Annotated in this window: 17 protein-coding genes and 1 pseudogene; 11 read left to right on the plus strand and 7 right to left on the minus strand. The window is 43.0% G+C overall.

Going from position 1 to position 21,684, the window contains the following annotated elements:
• Nucleotides 1-83 precede the first annotated feature (83 nt).
• A complete protein-coding gene (locus AC1F2U_RS17335; protein WP_480262231.1) occupies nt 84-1,070 on the minus strand; it encodes a LysR substrate-binding domain-containing protein in 987 nt (328 codons plus the stop codon).
• 205 nt (nt 1,071-1,275) lie between these two features.
• On the opposite strand from AC1F2U_RS17335, the gene AC1F2U_RS17340 reads away from it, so the two are divergent.
• The 3 genes from AC1F2U_RS17340 (at nt 1,276) to AC1F2U_RS17350 (ending at nt 3,476) form a co-directional block, all read left to right on the plus strand.
• Entirely contained in the window at nt 1,276-1,986 is a 711-nt protein-coding gene (locus tag AC1F2U_RS17340; RefSeq protein ID WP_480262232.1) for a cadmium resistance transporter, read from the plus strand.
• A gap of 79 nt (nt 1,987-2,065) precedes the next feature.
• On the plus strand, nt 2,066-2,728 hold the full coding sequence (locus AC1F2U_RS17345) for a hypothetical protein (protein ID WP_480262233.1): 663 nt from the start codon (nt 2,066-2,068) through the stop codon (nt 2,726-2,728).
• Between the two features lie 319 nt (nt 2,729-3,047).
• Nucleotides 3,048-3,476 carry a YidH family protein gene (locus AC1F2U_RS17350; protein WP_480262234.1) on the plus strand — a complete coding sequence of 143 codons (429 nt, stop codon included), beginning with the start codon at nt 3,048-3,050 and terminating at the stop codon, nt 3,474-3,476.
• Between the two features lie 8 nt (nt 3,477-3,484).
• On the opposite strand, the gene AC1F2U_RS17355 is transcribed toward AC1F2U_RS17350, so the two are convergent.
• Nucleotides 3,485-4,207 carry a class I SAM-dependent methyltransferase gene (locus AC1F2U_RS17355; protein WP_480262235.1) on the minus strand — a complete coding sequence of 241 codons (723 nt, stop codon included), beginning with the start codon at nt 4,205-4,207 and terminating at the stop codon, nt 3,485-3,487.
• 321 nt (nt 4,208-4,528) lie between these two features.
• Entirely contained in the window at nt 4,529-5,233 is a 705-nt protein-coding gene (locus AC1F2U_RS17360; protein ID WP_334839092.1) for a P-loop NTPase family protein, read from the minus strand.
• A 332-nt stretch (nt 5,234-5,565) separates the two neighbouring features.
• Between AC1F2U_RS17360 and AC1F2U_RS17365 the strand changes: the two genes are divergently transcribed.
• From AC1F2U_RS17365 to AC1F2U_RS17375, 3 genes are all read left to right on the plus strand, one after another.
• Nucleotides 5,566-5,892 (plus strand): hypothetical protein, encoded by a 327-nt coding sequence (locus AC1F2U_RS17365; RefSeq protein ID WP_480262236.1) that lies wholly within the window; start codon nt 5,566-5,568, stop codon nt 5,890-5,892.
• Between the two features lie 57 nt (nt 5,893-5,949).
• Nucleotides 5,950-9,288, plus strand: coding sequence for a tetratricopeptide repeat protein (locus AC1F2U_RS17370; RefSeq protein ID WP_480262237.1), 3,339 nt, complete (start codon nt 5,950-5,952; stop codon nt 9,286-9,288).
• A gap of 199 nt (nt 9,289-9,487) precedes the next feature.
• Nucleotides 9,488-9,754: a hypothetical protein gene (locus tag AC1F2U_RS17375; RefSeq protein ID WP_480262238.1), complete on the plus strand. Its 267-nt coding sequence runs from the start codon at nt 9,488-9,490 to the stop codon at nt 9,752-9,754.
• 127 nt (nt 9,755-9,881) lie between these two features.
• On the opposite strand, the gene AC1F2U_RS17380 is transcribed toward AC1F2U_RS17375, so the two are convergent.
• The 4 genes from AC1F2U_RS17380 to AC1F2U_RS17395 form a co-directional block, all read right to left on the minus strand.
• Entirely contained in the window at nt 9,882-10,598 is a 717-nt protein-coding gene (locus tag AC1F2U_RS17380; RefSeq protein WP_480262239.1) for a pirin family protein, read from the minus strand.
• Nucleotides 10,599-10,912: 314 nt separating this feature from the next.
• A complete protein-coding gene (gene dps, locus AC1F2U_RS17385) occupies nt 10,913-11,485 on the minus strand; it encodes a DNA starvation/stationary phase protection protein Dps (RefSeq protein WP_480262240.1) in 573 nt (190 codons plus the stop codon).
• Between the two features lie 116 nt (nt 11,486-11,601).
• Nucleotides 11,602-12,654, minus strand: coding sequence for an aldo/keto reductase (locus AC1F2U_RS17390; RefSeq protein WP_480262241.1), 1,053 nt, complete (start codon nt 12,652-12,654; stop codon nt 11,602-11,604).
• 431 nt (nt 12,655-13,085) lie between these two features.
• Nucleotides 13,086-13,556 carry a hypothetical protein gene (locus AC1F2U_RS17395; RefSeq protein WP_480262242.1) on the minus strand — a complete coding sequence of 157 codons (471 nt, stop codon included), beginning with the start codon at nt 13,554-13,556 and terminating at the stop codon, nt 13,086-13,088.
• 208 nt (nt 13,557-13,764) lie between these two features.
• Between AC1F2U_RS17395 and AC1F2U_RS17400 the strand changes: the two are divergent.
• The 5 genes and pseudogenes from AC1F2U_RS17400 to AC1F2U_RS17420 all read left to right on the plus strand — a co-directional run.
• Nucleotides 13,765-14,013: pseudogene (locus tag AC1F2U_RS17400) on the plus strand (Uma2 family endonuclease); the annotation flags it as partial.
• A 150-nt stretch (nt 14,014-14,163) separates the two neighbouring features.
• Nucleotides 14,164-14,571 (plus strand): thiol-disulfide oxidoreductase DCC family protein, encoded by a 408-nt coding sequence (locus AC1F2U_RS17405; RefSeq protein ID WP_334839835.1) that lies wholly within the window; start codon nt 14,164-14,166, stop codon nt 14,569-14,571.
• A gap of 267 nt (nt 14,572-14,838) precedes the next feature.
• On the plus strand, nt 14,839-16,686 hold the full coding sequence (gene treZ, locus AC1F2U_RS17410) for a malto-oligosyltrehalose trehalohydrolase (protein WP_480262331.1): 1,848 nt from the start codon (nt 14,839-14,841) through the stop codon (nt 16,684-16,686).
• A gap of 528 nt (nt 16,687-17,214) precedes the next feature.
• Complete coding sequence (treY, locus tag AC1F2U_RS17415; protein ID WP_480262243.1) at nt 17,215-20,013, plus strand: malto-oligosyltrehalose synthase; 2,799 nt, start codon at nt 17,215-17,217, stop codon at nt 20,011-20,013.
• A gap of 126 nt (nt 20,014-20,139) precedes the next feature.
• Nucleotides 20,140-21,651, plus strand: coding sequence for a trehalase family glycosidase (locus AC1F2U_RS17420; RefSeq protein ID WP_480262244.1), 1,512 nt, complete (start codon nt 20,140-20,142; stop codon nt 21,649-21,651).
• The last annotated feature ends 33 nt before the right edge of the window (nt 21,652-21,684 follow it).

A 21,684-nucleotide genomic window follows, 5' to 3' on the forward strand; every position in this document is an offset into this window, starting at 1 on the left:
CCCCTCTGCCCCTCTGCCCCTCTGCCCCTCTGCACCTCTGCTCCTCTGCCCCTCTACCCCTTGTACCCAATCCCCAATCTCTTTTAAATAACTGATACATGTTGATGTAAAGCATCCGACATAGACGATATCAACATTTGTTCAAAGACTTTGGAAAGAGCAGTTTGAAAACGCTGACGATGCTTGATTTTGAAAAAAGGTCGAACTATTTCTGCGTAGGCGTAGTCTGCCGTAGTCATCGCACCGTTGCCTTCTCTATTATCAATAACTCGAATTGCCCGCAGAGTTCCTAGCTGGATTTCTTTTTTTACCATCAACTCAGAAATTCCAGTTGCGCCTACGCCATTTTCAATTGCGGCTTTTGCCATCTCACCACTGGTAAACACTAAAATTATATTCAGTTCGCTGAGGTTGATCCCCCAATTTTGCAACGCTTCTTCAAACCTTTGTTGTGTTCCAGATTCCCGCACCCGCATCACCCAAGGAGTTTGAGTTAGTTGGCTTAAATCAATTTCTCCCCACTCAAACCAAGGGTGTTTTTGACCAACCACAATTTGTAAGCGATCGCTCGCCACTATTTCGTACTCTAGAGTATTCTGAAGCGCTGGTTTCACATCTCCTTCCACCAAACCTAAATCAAACTGCCCCATCGCTGTACCGACACAAATCGTTTCTGCATTGGCAAGGGTACAGTCAATCTGGATACCAGGATATTGGCTCTTAAACTCACTAATCTTACTTGGTAGCCAGTAGTTACCAATTGTCAGACTCGACCCTAATTTCAATTCACCCCGTTGCAGATTGTTCAATTCTCGCAATCCCCTTTCTGTCAAGGAAACTTGATCGAGAATTTTTTGCGCTTCCACTTGCAGTAATTTACCCGCCTCCGCAATCTCGATATGGCGACCAATCCGATGAAATAGTTTCACTCCGTATTCTTGCTCTAAGTTGTGGATCGCTGCACTGACGGCAGGTTGTGTAATATAAAGCTCCTCTGCGGCGCGAGTAAAGTGTAAGTTCTGCGCCACAGCCAGAAATATTTTTAGCTGCTCAAGCGTCATTCCTGCCATTTATCGTATCCCCAAGACTTGGTGTCAAAATTTTAATCACTTTCATTTATCATTCTGACAAATAAAAGCATTTGATTCTATCGGTTAGTTTGACTAAAGTATAAATCAAGGCTTCGGCACGGACTCAAACGGCGAAGTAGAGAAGGGAAGCACGGGGAATTAACCAATGCCCAATTCCCAAGCATGAAAATAAGGACATTCACAAATGAACGATTTAGTAACTGCAATTACCACAGGGATTACCGCATTCACTGCCACCAACATCGATGATATTGTCATTCTGACGTTGCTTTTTTCACAAATCAGTAAAACGTTTCGTAGTCGTCACATCCTTGCTGGTCAGTATCTCGGTTTTGCAGCATTGATCGTTGCTAGCCTTCCCGGTTTCTTCGGTGGACTAATCATACCGCAGGACTGGATTAAACTACTTGGTTTTATGCCCATAATCATTGGTGTGAGCAGTTTACTAAAACGCGAAGAGGATTCAGCAGAGGAAGCCGAAGAAGAAACCGAGCCGTCTTGTCCGTCTATAGTTAGAAGTTTTCTCTCGCCGCAAACTTGCAATGTCGCTGCGATCGCCTTTGCCAATGGCAGTGATAATATCAGTGTCTACGTGCCCCTGTTTGCCAACTCAGAATTAGATAGTCTGTTAGTGATACTAAGTGTATTCTTTGGGCTAGTAGGTGTATGGTCTTATACCGCTTACAAGTTAACCTACTTGCCTGCGATCGCCAACTTTTTAACTGAAAATGGCAATACTTTTGTCCCTTGTATCTTGATTGGTTTGGGCGTGTTTATTGTCACAGAAAATGTTAATTGGACTCTTTTATCTGTAGTTTCTAGTTATATATTCTCATTAATTTTAGGTTTCAATACTCAGTCGTCGAGTGAAGAACAAGAAAAATTAAGTGTCTAATAAAGAGGTGCATCATCAATTTTCTGAGCAAAATGAATTCTCAACTGGAAAATATCTTACCCATAACAGGAATTAAAACATGAAAATCTGGAAATCTCTGCTAATTGTCTTAATGATTGTCGCTAATCTAGCCTTTGCTCAACCTTCTTTTGCTGATAGACCAAAATTTAGTAAAAATCCTGATTACATCGAAGTCACTAAAGCACTTAAGCAACTCTCGCAGACAAAAGATACTCAAACTCAAGTTGAAGGTCTCACACCAGAAGAAATTCAAAAGAGAACCGAGGAATTAACACTGCAAAAATATGCTTTAGAGACGGGAATCAATTGGGGTCAATGCAACAACCAAACAGGTAATACCATAGCGGTATACGGTAAAAGACCAAATGATGATGAAGATGAAGATGCCGTATACGAGAATGGTCTATATTTTCTAGCTGATGGTCAATCTACTAAAAATAACTGGGATTGTGATGGCATCTATCTACCGAATGATGTCCAGGTAGAAAATTTCACTTCTAGTCCTAATGGGCAAGGTGAAGAATTGACAGGAGCCGCTGCTCTGAAGATCCTTGATGGAACTCAGTTGGTAATTAAGAGGAATCCAGATACTGCTGCGATTGAATTGAATGTCCCGACTGTAAAAGTTCTAAACAGCAAAGAGGCTAACTGGTTTATCCCAGATATATCGCAGGATCTCATAAATACACGAGTTCCTAATGCGCCTAGCAATCAGTCTTAAAATAGAACTGCATAGTCTATTTTTGAATGATTGTTCTGAATTTAAATAGGGTAACAGCCAAAATCAGAGAAAAACAGGACAAACACTGGTGAAACATCTCTCCGATCTTGGCTATTTTTTTGAATTTATCTATCCTCAATTTTAGGCTTGTTTTATTTCGATATCTGCATTAAAATAAATTTTGGAAAAAATGTACAATCACAACAGGCATATTTCAGCAGCGCAACTATTGTGCTGGGTGCAAGTCATCTGGAAAGAGATTTTCTACTACCTTCGCATTTTTTTGATAAGAGCCGCTTTGGGGATAAGGGTGTTATTGATGCAGTTAAAATTGAAACCTACAGAAGAAGAAAAAGATAAAAAAAAGCCAGGACGACTGAATCCGTCCAGAATCCGAGATCACTTGGCAAATGAGCGTACTTACCTCGCTTGGATGCGGACAGGGATCGCTCTTTTAGGTTTTGGTGTTGTTATTGTACGTTTGCGTGCCTTCCAAGTACCTTTAGTACCCCGTCCTGGCAATGGCTGGAAGTTAGGTTTAGTCTTCTCGCTGGTGGGTTTAATCACGGTGTGGCTCTCAACAGGACACTATTTTGCTGTCCGTCGTGATATCGAAGAAGATACTTACGAACCAACAGATCGGTGGGTGTTGCTGTTCAGTCTCGCTGTGATGATTCTCGGCGCTGGGGTAATCTATTTTGTTTTTACAACTTCCTTAGATCCAATGAGTCCACTTATCCCTGAGTAATAAGATTTTTAAAATCGCACCTTATACAACTCGAATAATTCCCCTGATTTATGCGTTACGACTTTAGCACCAGCGGACTTAATCGTTTTTTCCCACTTAGCCAAAGGCTCTAAAAACACTTCAGCACCCAGATAGGTTTCCAGAACTGCCCAATCTTCCGCTAAAGGCTGTTCTGGATTGAGAACGTCAAATACAAAATGTCCACCTGGTTTTAACACCCGCTTGACTTCTAGTAGTACGGCATCCCAATATTCGAGGGGAAAATAGCAGCTAAATCCGGTGGCGATCGCAAGATCAAATTGCTCTGGTGAATAGTTTAACTGATGAGCTGCTCCCAACTCAACACCTTTGAACAGCTTAGAATTCAGCTGTGGCCCGCGAGAATTTAGGGTATCGCGTGCCACATTACTGATTTCTTGCCCATGAAAAAATGCTTGCCAATCCCGCCAAGGATAGATTAAAAAGCTGATCCCACAGCCAATATCTATACAGTGTTGGTTCTTTTTAGGTTCAGCAACTTCCCAAAAAGGGGAAGCAATTCTACTTGAGAAACTACCTCCAATCCACTCGCGGAATATCGGCATCGCCTGTACTTCTGCTGGGAGTTCAAAGGTTTCACGTTGATATTCTCGGTTAAAGCGATAGGCTATTTGGGCTAATCTTTCGTCCCAGTTGGTTGATTTGGGTGAACTAAAGAGATTTTGAAACTGAGAATCCGACTTTTTAGACATTTAGGTTTTTGCTACTCTTTCTAAGGATTGTAGTCAAATTCGCAAAGCGATCGCCTATGGTGGGGGGGGTACGCGATCGCACACCCATCCAATCTCCTGCTAAGAGGTTGTTTGAAAAGTGGTTAGCTGTGATACAAGCACATCTTGATCCCCCCTAGCCCCCCTTAAAAAGGGGGGGAAACTTATTAAAGTCCCCCTTTTTAAGGGGGATTTAGGGGGATCTAAAACTTTTTGCTACCAACAACAAGACTTTTCAAACATCCTCTAAGGTTTGTCCGAAGTCATGGGTACTAATGACAAATGACAAATGACAAATGACTCCTACTCAACTTTTTCATACCAGATACCTACTTTCTCAAAAGCACCATAAGCAAGCTTCAGAAAATTGACTATTCTCTGTTTCCCAATTATCCCAAATTCTTTATATTCTCTAGCCTCTGCAAAAGTCAGGCGATTTTGGTCAATTATGTTTCTTTCTCTGTATGCTAACTTCGGAAAATCTATAACTTTTATCTGATATTTATTTACTATGTTCTGATAGTTGGAGTCTGAGTCTAGATGCTCCCAATCATCACACAGCCCTAAATTCCTCACCAGAATATGAGGGATTTTATCACCGTAAGTATTCACTGACTGAGCAAACAGGTTGATGCTGTCGTATCCTCCTGTCGATACAAACCATTTGCAAAACAGAACTCCCTGCGAACTTCCTAGTTCAAGTAATTGATTAGATTCAATCCACCCTTGTACTGCTCTATGCGATTGCGCGGCTAAATTTACAATTACTGGCTTCTCTATCGCCCACTCAAATATTCTATCTGCCTTATTTGCCTGTCGTTCATTCTCACTAAACACAGCATACTTACATATCTCCTTATATACCCCTGCGACATCTGGATTCGATCTATCTGTCTCCACTGGTACAAATGGGATTCTCTTATCTAGACAATACTGAATCATTGTCCTGGCAAAGAGAGATTTTCCTACCCCGCCTTTTTCACCATCCACAAAATGAATCGTCGGCATTACAGCCACCTCTAATAGTTATTAAAGTCTGATATATCTTTCCCAAACTAAGAACTTTTTGGCCATTGCCCCCTTGTGTTTTGGTGGTTTTATGAGAAAGTATAGCCGTGATTTGGATATATTCCAACAGTCTCATTTTACACAGGCAAAGTCCGTCTCGCGGTCTAAAACAAAACAAGGGGCTTAAGCTCCTTGTTGTAAGTTGATTGAGAACTAAAAACCGAAAATTTAGGTTTTCAGACATTCTTTACGACAAGAATTAGGAATTTTTAGAAGAAATTGCCAAGGGAAGTTGTTTAAAATAAGCCTGGAGTTACTTGCAGATCGACACTATGGCAGAAATTCAGTTGGCGATTGAGGGTAAAGATGCGATCGCAGCAACAGAGGCGCTTTTGGCAATTCCTGGTATATCTGGTAACTATGCAGTGAGTTCAAATACACCAGAAAGAGAAGGAGTAACAGCTACAGTTGCTACTATCGTTGGTATTGTTGGGGGTGCGATCGCTATTGCTGAACAAATCCGCAAGTGGTATCAAGAGTATAAAGCCAAACAGTCTGGTAAAAGAATTGAAAAGGTGTTGATTGTCGGGCGCAATGGTAGGCGACTCCTTTTAGAGGATGCAACCCTGGAAGAGATTCGCCAAATTTTAGAATCATAGAGACGGAATTGGGGGTGGTAGACTTGGGGTAAATACTAAAGTCTCAGGATTGAGAACGTGCAAACGCTCCACCTCGACCTCAAACCAGTTGATGAGAATTACGTAGAGCTACGTTACTTTATTGATAATCCAAACCAGTATGAAAAGCGATCGCTCTCTCTAACAGAAGTCGCCGATTTGATTGAGTTGGCAGAGCGAGATTATTATGTTTCGTTTTTGCCAGAGGATTATACGGTAACTGGACGGCGGTTGTATAACTGGTTGGATGGGAGCGATCGCTGGCTGCAAGCTTTGCTAGATAAGCATCGAGGGAAGGGGATTGTGTTAGCGATCGCTACATCTGAAAAACTTGCTCATCTGCCTTGGGAAGTGCTGCACGATGGCAATGGTTTTTTAGTGCAGCGTGTCCCGGCTATTGTCCCGGTGCGGTGGGTGTCGGATAGCACGGTAAAAAAATTGACCATTGACGGAAAAGCAGAGAACCGGGCGCTGCAAGTTTTGTTTATGGCGACTTCGCCGTTGAATGTCGAGCCTGTGCTGGATTTTGAGGGAGAGGAAGCACGGATTTTGGAGGCGACAAAGCGGCAACCTTTAGCTTTGACTGTGGAAGAAAGCGGCTGTTTGTCGGAGTTGGGTTATTTAGTTGATGGTTACGACGGGGATTATTTTGATGTTTTACACCTGACGGGCCATGCTACTTTACAAGATGGGCAACCCCGCTTTATTACAGAAACGGCAACAGGTGAAGCTTTCTATGCCAGTGCTGGGGATATCGCCCAAGAATTACAATTTCGATTGCCTAAACTCATCTTCCTCTCTGGTTGTCGCACTGGGCAAGCTGGCAATTCGGGTTCTGTGCCGTCAATGGCTGAAGAATTGCTCAAATCGGGTGCAAAAGCGGTTTTGGGTTGGGGTCAAAAGGTTTTAGATCCTGATGCTACAGCCGCAGCAGCCGCATTATATGAGGAATTGTCAGCCGGAAAGCAAATCATTGAGGCTGTTGCTTGTACTTATCAAACATTAATTAAGAACAAGGCGCGGGATTGGCATTTATTGCGGCTTTATGCAGCAGGTAATTTACCAAGTTCATTAGTCACACCTTTGCGGACTCGTGGACGGAAACCAGCACCACCGCTTTCTGTTTCTACCCAGTTTTTAGATCCTGCGGGTAAGGTGAAAGTCCCGACGCGAGAGAGTTTTGTTGGTCGTCGTCGGCAATTGCAAAGTTGTTTGCGGGTGCTAAGTCAGCCCAGCGATGAAGTTGGTGTGTTGATTCATGGTATGGGTGGTTTGGGTAAAAGTAGTTTAGCAGCTAGGCTGTGCGATCGCCTGCCGAATTTTGAGCGGGTTGTTTGGGTGGGACGTATTGATGAAGGTAGTTTGGTGAGTCGGTTGGCGGAAAAGTTGGATGACAGCGAACAACGTAAAAGCCTGCAAAATTACGATGAGGAATTGAAATTTCGGTTGCGGAGGGTTTTCCAACAGTTACATGATGCAGCGAAGCCGTTTTTGTTGGTGCTGGATGACTTTGAGGGAAATTTAGAACCCCGCAACGATGGTTATGTGTTGCAACCGGAAGCAGCAGAGGTGTTGAAGGCTTTAGTTTGGGCAATTCGAGAAAATTCAACGTCCCACCGCATCATTATTACCTGCCGTTACGATTTTGAATTTACCCAGTTGCAGCATTTCTACAAGCAGCCGTTGGATGGATTGCAAGGTGCAGATTTGCGAAAAAAGTTTAATCGCCTCACTGCTTTTGGTGATAAATCTCAGGTGAATGAGGCGTTGAAGTTACAGGCGCAGAAGTTGGCGGATGGGAATCCCCGGTTGCTGGAATGGTTGGATAAGATTCTGCAAAATACAACAGTTGATCAAGCAGTAATTTTAAATCGGTTAGCAGCAGATCCGGTGGAGTTGCGAGAGCAAGTTTTAGCTGAGGCGCTGTTGCAACAGATGGATAAAACCATGCGGGAGATGTTGTCACGGGGTTTGGTGTTTGAGTTACCAGTACCGAGGGAAGCTTTAGCGGCGGTTTGTGAGAATATCGCCAATTTGTCAGATTATATGAGTCGGGCAGTGGCGTTGGGACTGTTGGAAGTGAGCCATGATGAGGCGTTGCGAGTGCCGCGTATTTTGCCTGTGCAGTTATCGGAAGATGGGGAAGGTTTGTATAAGCAAGCGGCTGAGGTGTTGTATCGCCTGTGGTGGGAAGACGCGGAAACATCAAGCGAGGAACAAAAGCTAGAAATTCACAGGTTGGCGTTGTTGGGGAAGGAAGGAAAAAAATCAGCCGACATAGCTAGCAGTTTAGCAAATCGCTGGTTGTATCAAAGTCGTTTTAGAGAAGCAGTGCAACTGTGCAAATCAACTCTAGAAATTACTAAAGACTATCGCGTTCTCAAGGAGATGGGTTATTGTGAGAGCCAAGTTGGTGAGGTTAATCAGGCACTAGAACGTTATCAACAAGCGTTAAGCCTTTGTCCCTTAGAAGATAAACAAGAACAAGCATCAATTATTCATTATTTGGGGATACTCAAAGCCAATCGGGGAGAAATAGAAGAAGCGATCGCCCTTTATCAACAATCCCTCGCTATCACTGAACAAATCGGTGATGTCAAAACTCAGGCGGAGACGTTGCAGGAAATGGGAATACTCAAAGCCAATCGGGGAGAAATAGAAGAAGCGATCGCCCTTTATCAACAATCCCTCGCTATCACTGAACAAATTGGTGATGTCCAAACTCGGGCGGCGACGTTGCACAACTTGGGGATACTCAAAGCCAATCAAGGAGAAATAGAAGAAGCGATCGCCCTTTATCAACAATCCCTCGCTATCACTGAACAAACAGGTAATATCCAAGGTAAGGCGGCAACGTTGAACCAATTGGGGATACTCAAAGCGAATCGGGGAGAAATAGAAGAAGCGATCGCCCTTTATCAACAATCCCTGGCTATCAGAGAACAAATCGGTAATGTCAAAGGTCAGGCGGCGACGTTGCACGAAATGGGGAGACTCAAAGCCAATAGAGGAGAAATAGAAGATGCGATCGCCCTTTATCAACAATCCCTCGCTATCACTGAACAAATCGGTGATGTCCAAACTCAGGCGGTGACGTTGCACGAAATGGGGAGACTCAAAGCCAATAGAGGAGAAATAGAAGATGCGATCGCCCTTTATCAACAATCCCTCGCTATCACTGAACAAATCGGTGATGTCCAAACTCAGGCGGCGACGTTGTGGTGGTTAGGGCATATAGCAGAACAACAGGGCGATTACAATCAAGCTCTAGATTATTTGCAGCCAGCCTGGGAGATATTGCAGCGTATCCAATCTCCTGATGCTGAGAGATTAGGGCAAGTGGTGGCGAGAGTAGAAGATTTAATTCGTAATTCGTAATTAAGAAAGTGAGAATTTAATTTGGCTTTATAGGTTGGCATCTGTCGCCTATTTTGAAGAATTCCTGTAAGCGATCATCGCCTATTTCGCGTTAAATTGATTTATCCACGAGTCTTTGAATTCCATTAATGAGCCTTTGATACTCATTAAAGAGGTTCTGAACTCCATTAATGAGTCTTTGAGCTTCATTAAAGAGGCTTTGAACTCCATTAATGAGTCTTTGATACTCGTTAAAGAGGCTTTGAACTACATTAATGAGGCTTTGATACTCATTAAAGAGTTTCTGAACTCCATTAATGAGTCTTTGAGCTTCATTAAAGAGGCTTTTAACTCCATTAATGAGTCTTTGATACTCGTTCAGCAGTTTTTTAGACTTGTGGCTTGGTTGTCGGAGATTGCGATCGCCATAATTTACCCCAAAGCACATCCTAAACCAAAGAATCTGGATTTACACCAAGCACTCTGAGACGTTCTGCTAGCATTTCCAAGATTTTCTTTGCCTTCACGGAACCCGCAAACATACTTAATTAGTCAACGTAATATTCTGAGTAAAAGGCTCATTTAAATGAGCCTTTTAACAGATAAAGGAGATACTAGCCTAAATCGAAAAGCAAGATTTCGCCGCCAATGTTAGTGCTAATTTCTAGCTGTTCTTCACCGTTGATTTGTACACCATCACCGGCTCTGAGTTCTTCACCATTTAAGTTAACTATGCCTTGCGCTATTTGTAACCAGGCATAGCGACCAGGTTTAACTTGATAATTAACAACATCACCTGACTCTAAAACAGATGTGTATAAATCAACATCTTGGTGAATTGTTACAGCACCATCGCGCCCATCTTTAGCAGCAATTAAGCGTAATTTGCCGCGCTTTTCTTCGAGAGGAAAAGATTTTTGTTCGTATCTTGGCGTTATTCCTTTTCGATCGGGAAGAATCCAGATTTGTAGCAAGTGTAGTGGTTCATCTGGCGAAGGATTAAATTCACTGTGACTGATTCCAGTTCCAGCGCTCATAATCTGGGCATCACCGGGACGAATCACCGAGCCAGTACCCAAGCTGTCTTTATGCTCTACAGCACCTTCTAAGACATAAGTGAGGATTTCCATATCCCGATGGCTGTGGGTAGGGAATCCAGCACCAGGGGCGATGCGATCGTCGTTAATCACTCGCAGAGAGCGAAATCCCATACGGTTGGGATCGTAAAAACTACCGAAGGAAAATGTGTGATAACTATCGAGCCAGCCCATTTTAGCGTGACCACGGGAGTTGCGATCGTGAATTAGGTGGGTAATTGTATTTTGAGACATATATTTACCTCGTTGTTAATGAGTATTTAGAGACGCGATTAATTGTAGAAGAGACGCGATGAATCGCCTTTGTACAAGAGTTAGTAATCGAATGGAATTAGGATACTTTTTCACTAACCGACTAGCTTATTCAAGTTGCAGTATTAATCTTGATGTATCACTTGTCGAAGATATTCTGGAATTTTTCGAGCTAGTTTTGAACTATTTCAATACTAAAGGATATATATATAAATGAAAAGTACGCACTTAAAAGTGACGTACTTACCAAAAAGATACTATTTAGATTTACGAAAGACTACTTTTCTCAGAAGTGCTTACTTTACACCAGCAGGTATCTTTTGAGTTTTAGTAGTAGCCGCTTTGCCATTCTCTGCCTTAATTTCTGCTACTTGCAGATGAGCTTCTAAGAACCAGAGTCGTTTGTCAATGGTGCGGGAAATTTCGGTGTAAAGGTCGGCGGTATCGAGGTCGCCTAATTCATCAGTTTTATCGATCGCTTGTCGGAGATGTTTAGCATAGAATGCATAACGATCTGACAAGGCTGTTACATGGTCTTTACCATCCAAAATATCTAAGGGATATTCTGGCAAAATTGAATTACTAGCTGCGGCGCGGGCTGTTCCAAAAGCGTATCCGCCTAAAGCTGTGACGCGTTCAGCGACCATATCGATGTATCCTTCCAATTCGCCAGCAAGTTCATCAAATAATAAATGTAACTGGTAAAAGTCAGTACCTTTAACATTCCAGTGCGCTTGCTTTGCTTGGGTTTTAAGATCGGAAGTAGCTGCCAAAGTTTGGTTGAGAAGTACCACGATTTGCACTCGTGCTTCAGCAGGAATGTCAATGCGGGTAGGGTACAAACGTGATGTAATGCTGTTGTCGCTCATGATTCTACGTTGTTAATGCCTTTTAAATCTAACTTTACAGAATTGCAAGATTTGGCGAAACTCTCTGACGATGGATTGAATTAATGCCTGAATATGTTACTGTTTATTACTATTAGTTAAATTCGATGGTTTTCTATGGTATTAAATGTACCACCGAAAAGGCGATCGCGAATAACATCACTGTGCAAAAAGTCATGGGGAAAACCCAGTTCAATTTGACTCACTTCATTTAAACGTTGCAAATGTTCTGGCAAAAGGGTGATATTTAAAGAAGCTAAGTTATCTTGAAACTGCGTTAATTTACGTGCCCCAATTATCGGAATAATCACACCACTTTGAGCGTGTAACCAAGCTAATGCTACTTGTGAAGGTGTGTGTCCAATTTCGGTTGCAACTTCACTGACAACTTGAGCGATCGCTAAATTCCGTTCTGAAATAGTTCCAAATGCTGGATTTACTAATCTTCCTTGTTCGCTACTCTCTTGAGGAGGCTGATTATACTTACCTGTAAGCACACCACCACCCAAAGGCGACCACGGTGTTACTGCTAAATCTAAGGCTTTAGCCATCGGTAGCAAATCACGTTCTGGGGTTCGTTGAATTAAACTATACTCAATTTGTAGGGCGACAAACTGCGTCCATCCTTGGTATTGGGCGATAGTATTTGCTTGGGAAACGATCCAAGCGGGTGTGTCAGAAATGCCGATGTAAAGTACTTTACCTTGACGGACTACATCATCAAGCGATCGCAAGACTTCTTCAATCGGTGTTGTGAAATCCCAAGCGTGCAACCAGAATAAATCAATGTAATCGGTATTCAGTCGTTTCAGGCTACCTTCTAAAGACTGAATTAAGTTCTTGCGATGGTTTCCACTGGCATTAGGGTCGCCCTTTTTGTTATTCATCTGCAAGGGAAAGGAATATTTTGTCGCAACTACAAAGCGTTCCCGTTCTTTAGCAATCAACTCACCGACAATTTTTTCACTGCTACCATCCGTATAACCGTTAGCAGTGTCAATGAAATTTCCCCCGGCTTCTACATAGCTATCAAAGATTTTCCGACTTTCGTCAACAGATGCACCCCAACCCCAATCTTCACCAAAGGTCATGGTTCCCAAGGAGAGTTCAGAGACTCTTAACCCGCTTTTGCCCAAGAGTTTGTATCTCATGAATATTTTCTCATTAATGAAAAAACTAAGCAAATACCATCCCAAAGGCATGATAACTGGAAACTGGGGGCGATGTTTGAGAACAAGCCGTTTAATATTTGTGTTGTCGTGTTATTTAAATGCAACGATCGCTTTGTAATACTACGTAGGTTTTGGCTAAAAAATAAAAATGTGTAGGTTGAGTTGAAGAACGAAACCCAAGCTAAAAGCAAGGTTTGTTGGATAACGCTAAAGCTCAACCCAACCTACAAAAATAAATTATTAAATATATTGTTGTTTTAATAATATGAGAAAATTGAAATTGAATATTTTTCTATAACTAGGTTTTTAAATTTACGAAACTCGGCTTCTGATTTTTTTGATGTCTGCTAATGGTGCCATAGTTTATCTAGCTACGGCACCCCACCCTAGAATCTAAAACCAAAAATATTCTAGGCGATTACTTCGATAATTTGAGGGCCGTTAACGCCGTTTATTTTAGCAATTTCGACGGAGCCAAATTGCGAACTGCTACCATCTTTGTCGAAAAATAGAATCGAGCTACTGGTGTCAACTCTAAAGCGTTGGTTAGGATTGGTGAAAGCACTACCGAGAGTTAATTGAGAACGTTGTAATTGTCCTACTACGAGTCCACTTCCGAATCCAGATGCAGAAACTTGGATTTTATCACCTTGAGATGCCTTTAAGTCATTGATAATATCGCCACCCTCTAAAGCACTGTTGTAACGGAAGATATCAGATCCTGCTCCACCAACTAAGATATCTCTACCCAATCCGCCAATTAGAATATCATTACCATCTCTACCATCAAGGTTGTCATTTCCATTCAGTGCATTGATTACATCGTTGCCAATAGTACCGTTAAGAACATCGTTTAGAGGGGTTCCAGTGATATTAGCCATACTTTTTTATTAGGTAATTGGTGTTTTAAGATACAAAATCTGAAACTAAAGGATATACTTACATATCGCAAGCATCCAGTATTTTCTTCTGCCAATGTGTGTACGAGAAAAGACTATATATTAAATAGCAATCAATACACAAGATTTTTTTGTTAAAAAATAAGAATGCTAATTATTTTTTGTGGGAATAGTAATTTATATATAAATAAATTGGCAAGATGATTATGCAAGAAAAGTGGAAGAATATGCTTTTCTTAATATCCCAGAATATTGGATTGTGGACTTTCGTGGCTTGGGTGGTTTGCAATTTATCGGCAATCCTAAACAACCCACATTTACTGTTTGTCAGTTAGTTAACGGTATATACCAGTAGCAACAATATCACTTAGGAGATAGTATTTCGTCTGCTATCTTGCCAAATTTACAACTTAAGCTAGACGACATTATGCATATTTAATGAATTAAATTTTGTTTTGGCTGAGGTGGCTCGGATTATTTACTACTGCGTTACTCAGGCAAGAGCGATCGCCACGGTTTTCTAAGCTAGAATACCAAAGTTGTGTTTTAGACACTCCGACAATTCAATTGCCAAAGAGCCGTTATTTTTATGAATTACTACGTAATCTACGACGGAAATTGTAATCTCTGCGTTACCCTAGTGCAATTGCTAGAAACCTTAGACCAAGGAAAGCTGTTTCGCTACAGTCCTATGCAAGATGAGCAGACACTTTTACGGTGGGGAATTACAGCCCAAGACTGCGAACAGGGGATGATTTTAATTGATGGCAATGACCCTCAGAGACGTTGGCAAGGTAGTAACGCCGCTGAAGAAATTGGGCGGTTATTACCAGCAGGAAGTATATTTGTAGACGCTTATCGAGCCTTACCGGGGATGAAATGGGCAGGCGATCGCTTTTACGAACAAATCCGCGATAACCGCTACACCATATTTGGTAAGCGTTCTAATACATATCAATCGGCATACTGTGTTGATGGTAGCTGCAAGTCAACTTAAGTTAAATAGACCCTTAGAAACCGCAGCTACACCAGGCTTTGCACACCGCCGTGGGTTTCAAAATTCCTACCCCCTACCTCCTGTCTCCTTAATTTGTCGTTAGAGAGAATTTATTCTGGTCAAAAATCCGCCTACAGGTGCTAGCTAAAAGCCCGGTAGACCAACCATCATGCTATCTGGCGTAGTTTGTAAACATTGTGCAATCAATGACTTTTGCGATCGCGCCATGATTCGGCACAACAAACTGAACTGATGGGAGGATACTGCGTGAGAATTGGTGCTAACTACTTGGGGAACGGAGAGTGTGAATTTACAGTTTGGTCTCCGCTATTAGAGAGCGTCACGGTAAAAATTTTGACGCCTGAAGAGCAGTTAATTCCCCTCAAGCCTCAGTCTGAGGGATACTGGCACACGAAAATTAACGATGTGTATCCGGGCACGCTTTATCGGTATGTCTTAAATGGGCAAGACAACTTTGCCGATCCCGCATCGCAGTATCAACCTGAAGGGGTGCATGGCCCGTCTCAAATTGTCGATCAACAGTTTGAGTGGACTGATGAAGGGTGGACTGGCATTCCTGTGGAGTCGATGATTTTCTATGAAGTTCACGTTGGGACTTTCACGCCTGAAGGAAGTTTCACGGGTATTATTCCCCGCTTACCGGATTTGAAAGAACTGGGAATTAACGCCATTGAAATCATGCCCATCTCCCAGTTTCCGGGAGATACCCATATTGAAGCTTCTCTTGCATACCGCAACTGGGGTTATGATGGCGTTTACCCTTATGCTGTCCAAAATTCCTACGGTAGCCCAGCCGAACTGAAGCAACTGGTAAATGCTTGCCACCAACACGGAATTGCCGTTGTGCTGGATGTGGTGTATAACCACTTTGGGCCAGAAGGCAACTATATGAGTCAGTTCGCGCCCTACTTTACTAAAACCTATAAAACGCCTTGGGGCGAAGCGCTGAATTTCGACGATGCCCATAGTCAGGGTGTGCGAAATTATTTTATCGAAAATGCGCTTTACTGGGTGCGCGACTTCCACATAGATGCATTGCGCCTGGATGCCATTCAAGCAATTTATGACTTGGGGGCGAAGCATTTTCTGTGGGAACTGGCGGAAGCAGTTCATCATTTCTCACAACAAGGGCAAAAGTGGAAACGCCATTTAATTGCCGAAAGTGACCTGAATAATCCGCGAATAATTCGTCCAGCAGAATTGGGTGGATATGGACTCGATGCTCAGTGGAGTGATGATTTTCACCATTCATTGCACGCACTGTTGACAGGCGATCGCCAAGGATATTATCAAGATTTTGGAAAATGTGCTGATTTAGCAAAAGCTTATAGCGATACTTTTGTCTACGATTGGAAACACTCGCCCGATCGCAAACGATTTCATGGCCTATCTTGCCGCGATCGCCCTTTGTCACAGTTTACAGTCTGCATTCAGAATCACGATCAAATCGGCAATCAAATGAAAGGAGAACGCCTCAGCCAGCGGATCTCTTTTGAAGGATTAAAGTTAGCTGCTGGCGCTGTGCTACTGTCGCCCAATTTACCCCTGTTGTTCATGGGAGAAGAATACGGCGAAACAGCACCCTTCATTTACTTTGTCAGTCACTCCGATCCCGATTTAATTCAAGCAGTTCGAGCCGGACGCAGACAAGAATTTGAGGCATTTCACTTCGCAGATGATCCCCCAGATCCCGAATCGTCAGAAACTTTCCTAAAGTCTAAACTCAACTGGGAATTACGCAATCAAGGTAAGCACAAAGTTCTCTGGGATTGGTATCGCCAGTTAATTAATTTACGGAAGACACATCCAGCACTTCTCAACCAAGACCGCAATTTCATCGAAGCGACTAGCGATGAAGAGAAAGAGGTAGTCATCGTGCGCCGTTGGTGCGAATCGAGTGAAATAATATTTGTGATGAATTTCAATTCGTCGCCAGTGACAGTGGCTTTGCCGTTTGAGCAAAATGCCAATAAATTGTTAGACTCTGCTGATACCTCATGGTCTGGGCATGGTTCTGAAGCTCCTGAACATCTGTCTGTGGGTGAAGAAGTTAAATTGCAACCTACTAGTTTAGTACTCTATGAAAAAGGATGAAGGAGAGAGTTAGAACTTAAAGTTTCAGATTCATAGGCTTAATGTTCGAGCAATAAGGCTTAATGTTCGAGCAATAAGGCTTAATGTTCAAACGATAAGGCTTAATGTTCAAACATTAAGGCTTAAGGTTCAAACAATAAGGCTTAAGGTTCGAGCAATAAGGCTTAAGGTTCGAGCAATAAGGCTTAATGTTCAAACAATAAGGCTTAATGTTCAAACAATAAGGCTTAAGGTTCGAGCAATAAGGCTTAATGTTCGAGCTAAAAGGTTGTTTGAAAAGTAGTTGGCTGTGGTTTTAGGCACTTATTGATCCCCCCTAACCCCCCTTAAAAAGGGGGGAACCGGAATCAAAGTCCCCCAATTTATCGGGGGATTTAGGGGGATCTAGAATGTTTCACTACCGTGAAGAGGACTTTTCAAATATTCTCTAAAAGGTTCAGCGTTTACTCTCAAAACCTCATCCCCCTTACTCCCCGCTTTGTACAGACGCGATTCATCGCGTCTCTCCCCACTCCCTACTAAAAAAATATGCGAATTCCTACCGCCACTTATCGAATTCAGTTTACACCTCAGTTTGGCTTTGACAACGCCAAAGCGATCGCAGCTTATCTAGCAGACTTAGGTGTTTCCGATTTATATGCTTCCCCCATTTTCAAAGCCAGATCCGGGAGTACGCACGGCTACGATATAGTAGATGCCACTCAACTTAACCCAGAACTGGGAACTAATGAGTCCTTTGATGCATTAGTTGCTGAAATCCAATCCCTTGGTATGGGGTGGTTACAAGATATTGTGCCCAACCACATGGCCTATAGCAGCGAAAACGATTACTTGATGGACGTATTGGAACACGGCCCAGATTCCAGCTATACCGATTACTTCGATCTTTCTTGGAATGCTCCCTTTGGCGATCGCCAAGAGCGAATTCTCGCGCCTCTGCTGGGAGATTTCTATGGTACATCCCTGGAAAACGGACACATTCAACTGCAATACGAACAAAACGGTTTAACCGTCAACTATTACAGCTTGAAACTGCCACTCCGGTTAGAGTCTTACACAAAATTTATCACTCAGAATTTAGGTAAACTCACGCGTACACTCGGACGCAATCATCCCGATTTTATTAAGCTATTGGGGATTCTCTACATTCTCAAAAGTGTGCCATCAGAAGTTGCCGGAAAACAGCGACAAGACCAAATCGCATTTATTAAAGGATTGCTTTGGGAACTCTATACCACAAACGATACCATCCGCGAGTTTATTGACGAAAATATCAAAACTTTTAACGGAGAACCCGGTAATTCAGAAAGCTTTAACCTTCTAGATGAATTACTAAACGACCAGTTTTACCGCCTCGCCTTCTGGAAAGTTGGCGCGGAGGAAATGAATTACCGTCGTTTCTTTACTGTTAATGAACTGATTTCCGTTAAAGTTGAAGAAGTGCGGGTTTTTAATAATACCCACAGCCTAATTCAAAAGCTGGTTGAAGAAGGCAAATTTACTGGTTTACGGATTGACCATATTGATGGACTTTATAACCCAATTCAGTATCTCGAAAGACTGCAAGAAAAGATGGGAGATGTTTATATCACCGTCGAGAAGATTTTAGAACTCACCGAAGAGTTGCCGGAAAACTGGAAAATAGAAGGTACGTCTGGATACGACTTTTTAAATTATGTAAATGGGGTATTTTGTCAAACAGAAAATGAATCATCCCTCGATAAAATTTACCAAAACTTTATTAGCTCCAGAGTAGATTATGCCTCAGTAGTGAAGGATAAAAAGCACCTGATTTTGGAAAAGAATTTAGCAGGTGATATTGATAATCTGGCTCTTTTGTTAAAAAACGTTTCCAGCAAATATCGCTATGGCAATGATTTTACACTGAATGGACTAAAAAGAGCGATCGCCGAAGTTTTGACACTGTTCCCAATTTACCGCACCTACATTACACCCGATGGAATTGGAGATAGCGATCGCGCTACCATTCAAGAAGTAATTCGCCAAGCCAAAGAACAAGTGCCCCTGTTGCAGAACGAACTGAATTTTATTGAAAAGTTAATGCTGCTAGAGTTTGATAATTCTCTGACTCAAACAGAACGCGAACAGTGGATATATTTTGTCTTGCGAATGCAGCAATACAGCGGCCCGCTAATGGCAAAAGGCGTAGAAGACACCACATTATATGTTTACAATCGGTTGCTGTCGCTGAATGAAGTCGGCGGAAATCCCGGACATTTTGGCATTGAATTAGCCAAATTTCATGCCTTTAACAAACAGCACCAAGAAACCTGGCCTCACACAATGAACACCACCGCCACCCACGACACCAAACGCGGCGAAGATGTGCGAGCCAGGTTGAATGTTCTCTCAGAAATCCCTAATGAATGGGATCAGCAGGTAAATACCTGGAGTGCGATTAATCGAGGACATCGGAGCGATCGCCACGGGTTTGCGATGCCCGATCGCAACGACGAGTATTTTCTCTATCAAACCCTAGTAGGGGCGTTTCCCTTTGCCGAACACGAACATGCCTCCTTCGTGGAACGGGTGAAAGACTATATAATAAAAGCAATACGAGAAGCCAAGGTGCATACAGCCTGGTTACGACCTGATAGCGAGTATGAAGAAGCTTGTACCTCCTTCATAGAGAAAGTACTCGATCCTGGTATATCCGGGGAATTTCTAGAAGCCTTTCGTCCATTTCAACAGCGAATTGCAGAGTACGGTATCTTCAATTCCCTTTCCCAAACTCTACTGAAAATTACCGCACCCGGCGTACCCGACTTATACCAGGGAACGGAACTTTGGGAACTGAGTCTAGTAGATCCAGATAATCGCCGTCCTGTGGATTTTGAACAGCGACGTACTTACTTAAGCGCTATCCGCGAACAGTCAAAAACAGACATTTTGGGACTAATTCAGGAGTTACTAAACGACAAAACAGACGGCAGAATCAAACTGTTTTTAACGGCTCAATTACTCCAAGCCAGAACAAACTATGTCTCCTTATTCCAGGACGGCGATTATTTACCGTTAGAAGTTCAGGGAACCTACGCCAATCATATTATCGCCTTTGCACGGCGGGAGGGGAATCAAACAGCGATCGCGATCGCGCCCCGCTTTTTAACCAGCCTCATCCAGCCAGGAGACAATCCCTTGGGCGAGTCAGTTTGGCAAGATACGCACCTGCAACTACCCCCCGGAACTTCCCCCACTTGGAAAAACGTCCTAACCCAGCAACCCTTACAAGCTACAGAAACCCTATCAATCGCAACAGCCCTCACCCATTTCCCAGTTGCCCTCTTAATTAGCACTGCCGAGTAAAAACAAAAATCTTGTCCCACGCAGAGAGAACCCTGTAAAACCTCAGCGTTCCTCTGCGCTTCCCTTGGCGTTCCTACCCTGCGGGAAGGCGAAGCGCCTATGCGTTAAAAAAACAATTCTGTAATTATGACTCCAACACTTACCACCGCGCAGATTGAAGCTGTGCGTCTCCACATCAAAAAAATGTGGAAAACTTTAACGCGATCGCACGAACACTTATTACAATCTGCCAAGGATACCAAACTAGACCATAAAACCGACACTCCCTGGATTGTCTACATTTCCCCCTCAGAAGATTGTCCCAACATTCAGACCGTGTTAGAGCGATCGCTATCTCCAAAAGATATGCAACAGCTAGAAATTCGCACTTTGCCAGCAGAAGCAGAAGCGATTAAAGAGCATGGGTTACTATACCTACCAGGGCCTTATGTCGTACCAGGTGGTCGCTTCAACGAAATGTATGGCTGGGACAGCTACTTTATATTGCTAGGACTTTTGCACGATGGAGAATTAGAGCTAGCACAAAGTCAAGTCGATCAATTGTTGTACCAAGTGCAACATTACGGCATCATCCTCAACGCCAACCGGACTTATATGCTGTCGCGATCGCAGCCCCCTGTCCTGAGTATGATGGTTTTGGCCTTATTCCAGCACACCCAAGATGAAGAGTGGTTAAAGGCAACCGTACCGCTATTAGAGCAATTTTATTATTACTGGGTAGTACCGCCCCATCTGAATGCTGCAACCGGCTTATCCAGATTTTATGCCTTTGGCGAAGGCCCGGCGCCAGAAGTTTTGTTTTCCGAGCGAGATGAAGAGGGAAAAAGCCATTACGATCGCGTCAAGGAATATTACCAAACCTTTGAGGTTGAAGATTACGATGTCAATCTTTACTACGATCGCGAAAATGACGAACTGACTAATCTATTTTACAAAAGCGATCGCACCATGCGCGAGTCCGGTTTTGATATCACCAACCGATTTGGCCCCTTCAGTGCTGATATCCTCCACTACGCTCCTGTGTGCCTCAACAGTTTCCTGTATCAAGTGGAACAAGATTTAGCGAAAATTAACCATATTTTCGGCAACGAAGAACTAGAACAACAATGGAGCGATCGTGCAGATATCCGCCGCGATCGGATCGATGAATTTCTTTGGGATGAAGAACAAGGATTATATTTCGACTATCATTTCCAGAGTGGAAAACGCCGCCGCTACGAATTTGCTACCACGTTCTATCCTCTCTGGCTGGGAATTGCTTCTCCAACTCAAGCCAAACGCGTCGTAGAAAATCTCTCTTTGTTTGAAGCCCCAGGCGGAATTTTTACCAGTACTCGTGTCACCGGCAACCAGTGGGATGCTCCCCTTGGCTGGGCCCCATTAACATTAGTTGCCGTCCAGGGACTTCACCGCTATGGATATCATACAGAAGGCGATCGCATTGCCAATAAATTTCTCGCTATGGCAGTTAAAGAATTCGAGCGTCACAATACCCTAGTTGAGAAATATGATGTTGAACGCTGTTCTATCAACGTTTCCGACGAAATCTGCTTTGGATATAGTTCTAACGAAGTTGGTTTCGGCTGGACAAATGGAGCGATTCTGGAACTCTTAGCAATCGGCGATCGAAAAGTTTAAATAAAAAGGCGTGAGGAAAAACTCACGCCTTTA

The organism is Nostoc sp. LEGE 12454 (assembly GCF_056620565.1).

Coding starts and splice junctions, on each gene's coding strand:
- AC1F2U_RS17395 (WP_480262242.1), bottom strand. CDS start 13,556: ATGGCTAATATCACTGGAACCCCTCTAAACGATGTTCTTAACGGTACT.
- AC1F2U_RS17365 (WP_480262236.1), top strand. CDS start 5,566: ATGGCAGAAATTCAGTTGGCGATTGAGGGTAAAGATGCGATCGCAGCA.
- AC1F2U_RS17360 (WP_334839092.1), bottom strand. CDS start 5,233: ATGCCGACGATTCATTTTGTGGATGGTGAAAAAGGCGGGGTAGGAAAA.
- AC1F2U_RS17335 (WP_480262231.1), bottom strand. CDS start 1,070: ATGGCAGGAATGACGCTTGAGCAGCTAAAAATATTTCTGGCTGTGGCG.
- AC1F2U_RS17420 (WP_480262244.1), top strand. CDS start 20,140: ATGACTCCAACACTTACCACCGCGCAGATTGAAGCTGTGCGTCTCCAC.
- dps (WP_480262240.1), bottom strand. CDS start 11,485: ATGAGCGACAACAGCATTACATCACGTTTGTACCCTACCCGCATTGAC.
- AC1F2U_RS17340 (WP_480262232.1), top strand. CDS start 1,276: ATGAACGATTTAGTAACTGCAATTACCACAGGGATTACCGCATTCACT.
- AC1F2U_RS17350 (WP_480262234.1), top strand. CDS start 3,048: ATGCAGTTAAAATTGAAACCTACAGAAGAAGAAAAAGATAAAAAAAAG.
- AC1F2U_RS17390 (WP_480262241.1), bottom strand. CDS start 12,654: ATGAGATACAAACTCTTGGGCAAAAGCGGGTTAAGAGTCTCTGAACTC.
- AC1F2U_RS17355 (WP_480262235.1), bottom strand. CDS start 4,207: ATGTCTAAAAAGTCGGATTCTCAGTTTCAAAATCTCTTTAGTTCACCC.
- AC1F2U_RS17380 (WP_480262239.1), bottom strand. CDS start 10,598: ATGTCTCAAAATACAATTACCCACCTAATTCACGATCGCAACTCCCGT.
- AC1F2U_RS17405 (WP_334839835.1), top strand. CDS start 14,164: ATGAATTACTACGTAATCTACGACGGAAATTGTAATCTCTGCGTTACC.
- treY (WP_480262243.1), top strand. CDS start 17,215: ATGCGAATTCCTACCGCCACTTATCGAATTCAGTTTACACCTCAGTTT.
- AC1F2U_RS17345 (WP_480262233.1), top strand. CDS start 2,066: ATGAAAATCTGGAAATCTCTGCTAATTGTCTTAATGATTGTCGCTAAT.